Annotated in this window: 6 protein-coding genes; 2 read left to right on the top strand and 4 right to left on the bottom strand. The window is 37.8% G+C overall.

Annotated features, from left to right (window positions below; genetic code table 11):
* Nucleotides 1-91 precede the first annotated feature (91 nt).
* The 4 genes from ACOVQ4_RS06965 to ACOVQ4_RS06950 form a co-directional block, all read right to left on the bottom strand.
* Complete coding sequence (locus tag ACOVQ4_RS06965; protein ID WP_421819930.1) at nucleotides 92-433, bottom strand: hypothetical protein; 342 nt, start codon at nucleotides 431-433, stop codon at nucleotides 92-94.
* Between the two features lie 207 nt (nucleotides 434-640).
* Nucleotides 641-1,264 carry a hypothetical protein gene (locus ACOVQ4_RS06960; RefSeq protein WP_421819929.1) on the bottom strand — a complete coding sequence of 208 codons (624 nt, stop codon included), beginning with the start codon at nucleotides 1,262-1,264 and terminating at the stop codon, nucleotides 641-643.
* Between the two features lie 124 nt (nucleotides 1,265-1,388).
* Nucleotides 1,389-2,429, bottom strand: a complete 1,041-nt coding sequence (locus ACOVQ4_RS06955) for a sugar phosphate isomerase/epimerase family protein (RefSeq protein WP_421819928.1) — start codon at nucleotides 2,427-2,429, stop codon at nucleotides 1,389-1,391.
* 264 nt (nucleotides 2,430-2,693) lie between these two features.
* Nucleotides 2,694-3,572, bottom strand: a complete 879-nt coding sequence (locus tag ACOVQ4_RS06950) for an NmrA family NAD(P)-binding protein (protein ID WP_421819927.1) — start codon at nucleotides 3,570-3,572, stop codon at nucleotides 2,694-2,696.
* Between the two features lie 83 nt (nucleotides 3,573-3,655).
* Here ACOVQ4_RS06950 and ACOVQ4_RS06945 point away from each other — a divergent pair, with 83 nt between their 5' ends.
* Complete coding sequence (locus ACOVQ4_RS06945; RefSeq protein WP_095160616.1) at nucleotides 3,656-4,030, top strand: winged helix-turn-helix transcriptional regulator; 375 nt, start codon at nucleotides 3,656-3,658, stop codon at nucleotides 4,028-4,030.
* Nucleotides 4,031-4,101: 71 nt separating this feature from the next.
* The gene (locus ACOVQ4_RS06940; protein WP_421819926.1) at nucleotides 4,102-4,791 is read left to right on the top strand and encodes a hypothetical protein; all 690 of its coding nucleotides are present in this window, start codon (nucleotides 4,102-4,104) and stop codon (nucleotides 4,789-4,791) included.
* Nucleotides 4,792-4,912 lie beyond the last annotated feature (121 nt).

Below are 4,912 nucleotides of genomic sequence, written 5' to 3'. Positions count from 1 at the left end.
AGATAAAGCATGGCTTTTTGTGGATGAGGTTGTAGTGGAGTAGTTTTTTTGAGGGTATAGGGGTTAGGCAAGGAGGGGTTAGTTCTATTGCCTAACCCCTATGCCCTTCCAATTCTCTTTGTATATTGATTCTCGCTTGTTCCTCGTATCTCTGAGTAAAGTAATCAGTCTTGTAAATCTGGTTCATTGCGAGAAAGTGTTTTAAGACCTTCTTTCGCCCAGGGTTGTATAATAAATCTGGATAAATCGTATATTCATTTCTTACCTGCATCGCATATTGGTTGTACACTTCCCAATCTTTTCCAAGAATAGATAAATCAGCATCTGTAAAATAGTTAATATCTTGATTTTCAGAGACCACATGCGTTTTTGTTGCCAAAATCATCTCAACAACTCTGGCAACGATTTCTTCCGAAACCTCCAAACTCTTCATTCTTTTTTCAGCTAAAGCTGCACTTTTTTCTTCATTATTCGATTTTAAGGTGTCATATACGGCATCATGGTAAAATAATGACCATAGGATTACGATTTAGAGCTTTGAGGGAACAGGCACAAAGGCACAGAGGGACAAAGTGTTGATTAGGGGATAGGGGTTAGGCAAAGAGGCAAGAGTAAAGTTTAATTACTAATGCCTCCTTGCCTAAACCCTATCCCCTTCCAATTCTCTACTTATATTTACTCTCGCTTGTTCCTCGTATTTCTGAGTAAAGTAATCAGTCTTGTAAATCTGGTTCATTGCGAGAAAGTGTTTTAAGACCTTCTTTCGCCCAGGGTTGTATAATAAATCTGGATAAATCGTATATTCATTTCTTACCTGCATCGCATATTGGTTGTACACTTCCCAATCTTTTCCAAGAATAGATAAATCAGCATCTGTAAAATAGTTAATATCTTGATTTTCAGAGACCACATGCGTTTTTGTTGCCAAAATCATCTCAACAACTCTGGCAACGATTTCTTCCGAAACCTCCAAACTCTTCATTCTTTTTTCAGCTAAAGCTGCACTTTTTTCTTCATTATTCGATTTTAAGGTGTCATATACGGCATCATGGTAAAATAATGACCATAGGATTACCTCCCAATCATGAACTTGAGTCTTTACGGATACTAATTCATGATACAAATTTTCTAAGTGAGTCAGATTATGATAATGCCGACTTGGCCGAGCATAGGCATCTCGGAGCTCTGTCCAATACGTCGTAATCTTCGCCATATCTTGAGTATAGCCTTGAAGCAATTCGGAAAAAAGGTGTTGTAGGTTCATATATTTGAGGGAACAGGCACAAAGGCACAGAGGGACAAAGTGTTGATTAGGGGATAGGGGTTAGGCAAAGAGGCAAGAGTAAAGTTTAATTACTAATGCCTCCTTGCCTAAACCCTCTCCCCTATTATGCCAACGCTTGCTTACAAAACTCTAGACATTTTTTCACTTCTTCTACCGAATTTGAGCCTTTGGGAATTTGGTATTCTAATTCGATGGTTGCAGGGAAATTGTATTTGTTATCACGTATCAATTTAAGGACATCAGCGATAGGCGTATCGCCTTGTCCCCATGGCAAATTGCCACGACCGTTGGCTTTTGTCTGACGGTCTTTGATGTGCATACTCACAATTCTCTCATGATATTTTTTGACCATCTCCAAAGGCGTTGGATTTCCTGCTGCTACAAAGTGTCCAAAATCAAGATTTAAAGCATTGGCAGGTGACTGCGCCAAAGCTGTATCCCAGAACGTATATGTTTGTTGCTCGTGGCCATGATAACCTACTTTGATACCAACTTTTTCAGCCATTTTACCCAACTTTAAGGTATGAGCGTCATTGCTTGGATGTTCCAAAGTTACTTGTGTAGCACCCAAAGCCTTGGCAGCACGCATACCGTATTCTATTTCGGTATCGGTATTTTGCATACCAAACGCATCAGGTTTGAAAGCATAGATAGAAACTCCTGCTTTTTTATAGGTCTTTCCTAATTCCTCAAACTTACTAATAGGAGCCGTCGCACGCCATTGCGCCATTTCAGCACGATAGGCTTTCATTTTAGTTTCAGCCTCGTCTAATTGTTGTTGTTCTTCAGGAGTCAAGGTTTGTTTTTCGTTGCGTTTACGCATCAAGGGAAATACAGCACGGAAATCTACAGGATTTTTAGGTGCGCCAGCATAACTTTCGGCTGGACCGCCCATCAGTTCAATCGCACTAATACCACAATCACGGACATATTGTAAAGTTGCCTCCGCACTTTGGTCGGGCATTTCACGAAACGAATAGGTAATTACACCGATTTGTACGCCCTTGATTAATGATCCAGATTTTCCGAAATTATCAATAATGGCAGGCATACCCCAGAGTTTTGCATTGGCCATGAGTGTACCTGTAAGCAAAGCAGCGCCAGCACCTAAAAACTGACGGCGAGAAGAATTGTAATCGTTCATTTTCAAATAGTTAAATTGGTTTATGTAATAATTGAAGGGAATAGGTACAAAGTACTTGTGACAATACAATGCATCTGATGTAATGTTACGCAATCTGTATTTTTTAGCCAAAAAATTACGACTATCAATCGACCAAATACCCAAACTATTAGACAGTTATGGCATATTTCAAGTCTATTTTATCATAAAGATAAAATAAAAATCCACAGCCCAAACAAGAAGTTGTTTAGACTGTGGATGAAATCATTTTTAGGTCTTTTAACCTTAGAATGCGCCTGCAAACTCTTTGGCAAAGTCCTGAATTTTGATAGAACCTACCTGTGGAGCACCACTTGCGTCAAAATCCTTTTGTAATTTTCCTTCACGAACTGCCACGCCCATTTCGGTATATAAGTTTGCCATTTCGGCAGGTAGACCAGCTTGTTGCATTCCTTGGAATGATTGTTCGTCGGTAAACTCTACCCAAGGAAGTTGTTTTCCAAGAGCATCTCCAAATGCTTTAGCCACCTCCGACAAACTTACATAGTCGCTAACAACATAACGAACCTGATGTCCTGTAGTACTGGTTTGTAATTCCTCCGCTACTGCTTCGGCGATATTTTGTGGATGCACCACTGGCATTTTAGCCTCAGCGGGATAATTAGCACCAATAATTCCCATACCTTTAATCAGTGGAACATTACTGTAGAAATTTGTATAGAAATACCCTGCTCGCATAAAGCTTACGTTCACATTGGGAAGTAATGTGCGATACAAATTTTCGATATGATAAAGCCCAGCGATTGGCCCAGTTCCATTTTCGAATTCAGCGCCAATACTACTAAGCATTACTACTTTTTGAACTCCTGCTTTGATAATAGCCTCAGCATACGATTTTCCTGCGTTAACAGTATTTTCGATGATGTTTTGACCGCCCATGTTTGGGGGAGTCATTACATATACCGCATCAGAATCCTTAAAAGACTTTACCAAAAAATCGGTATCTGTAATCGAGCCAATAGCAGCCTGAGCGCCAAGCCCTTCGATGGCAGACTTTCTATCTTCGTTGCTACTGATAACAGTTACTTCGTTAGAATTTGCTACCAATATTTTTACCAAATGTTTACCTATGTTTCCTAATGAACCTGTGACTGTAATTTTCATGATTTTATATTTTGTTTTTTGTTGATACAAAGGTATTTTTGTACTTACTTTTTTACAAGTACTTACCCTAAAGTATGTATCAAATGACAGCGATTAAAGAATCATCGACCATACAACAAAATAAGAAAACAGCCTTGGAACTATGTCCTGTAACTTTTACGATGGAAAAGATTGGAGGATACTGGAAGCCCATCATTATTTATCATTTATCTCAAGAAAGTAAACGATACAGTGAACTCAAAAAGGCGATTCCAGCTATTACAGAAAAGGTATTGATTCAGCATTTGAAGCAGTTAGAAGCAGACGGATTGTTAATCAGAGAAGCAAAACCTGTTGTGCCTCCTTTTGTAACTTACCAATTGAGTGAATCTGGGAAAAAACTCCTTCCTGTCATACACGCCATGGCAACTTGGGCTTTTGAGCATCAGGGGAAAAGTGTTGATATGGAAGGTAAATAGTTGGGAAACTATTTACAAAAATAGGTTCAAGTCTTGGACTTGAACCTGTGCATACAATAAACAACTACACTATGAAATATTGGCAACTACATTGTACAGATCATGTTGATGGAACTTCAAAAGGTTATTTCCCTTATGATTATAAGTATTATTCGAGTGAGGTTGAGAACTTTTTTAATAGAGATTTTAATTTGGGTAATCTGCCTGATTTTGAAGTACGGCTTGATGGTATTATTTTGGATAAAAATGTCAGAGTGACTGATTTCATTGGTATTGGCTCATTATTGAAAGGTGTTTGTATTTCTGATAGAGTCAAAAAAATACTAGAAGAATATAATTTGCCAAACCATCGATTTTACCCAGTGACATTTCATCAACCGAGTAAAGTTGAAAAAAAAATAGAGCTTATAGAGGGCTATTGGCTGTTACATTTTGAATTGGAGTTTGGCGAAAATGTAGATTTTGAGAAATCAGAATTTGTCAGAGATGTTCTCCAATTTTACACAACAGACCTTTCGCAAATTATTAGAGTAAACTCATTGGAGGAATATGAAGCAATTCTTCTATCAACAAAAAAAGCACTTCTTGCAACTAAATTAGTGTTAAAATCAAGCTTTGATACTAGCTTAGATGTGTGGGATACTAATTATTTAACGGGTGTGAATAGTTATTTTTCCTCAAGGTTAGTTAAACGATTAAAAAAAGAAAAGATCACAGGTTTTGAAGTTTTCGAGCCTAAGACTAAACTTGTTTTTGAATAGACCTAAATATAGTTCAAGTTGTTAGCTTAGTTCGTTGGAGCTATTTTAAAGTATAGTAGCATTCGGATATTTGAGTATCTATAATAATTTTGCAACGGTGATTAAATTACCGTTAACACAA

The organism is Flectobacillus sp. (genome assembly GCF_049240685.1).
In the GTDB taxonomy this organism is placed as follows: domain Bacteria; phylum Bacteroidota; class Bacteroidia; order Cytophagales; family Spirosomataceae; genus Flectobacillus.
Note: the sequence above shows the minus strand (reverse complement) of the source record. Positions and strands in the feature narration are given on the sequence as shown.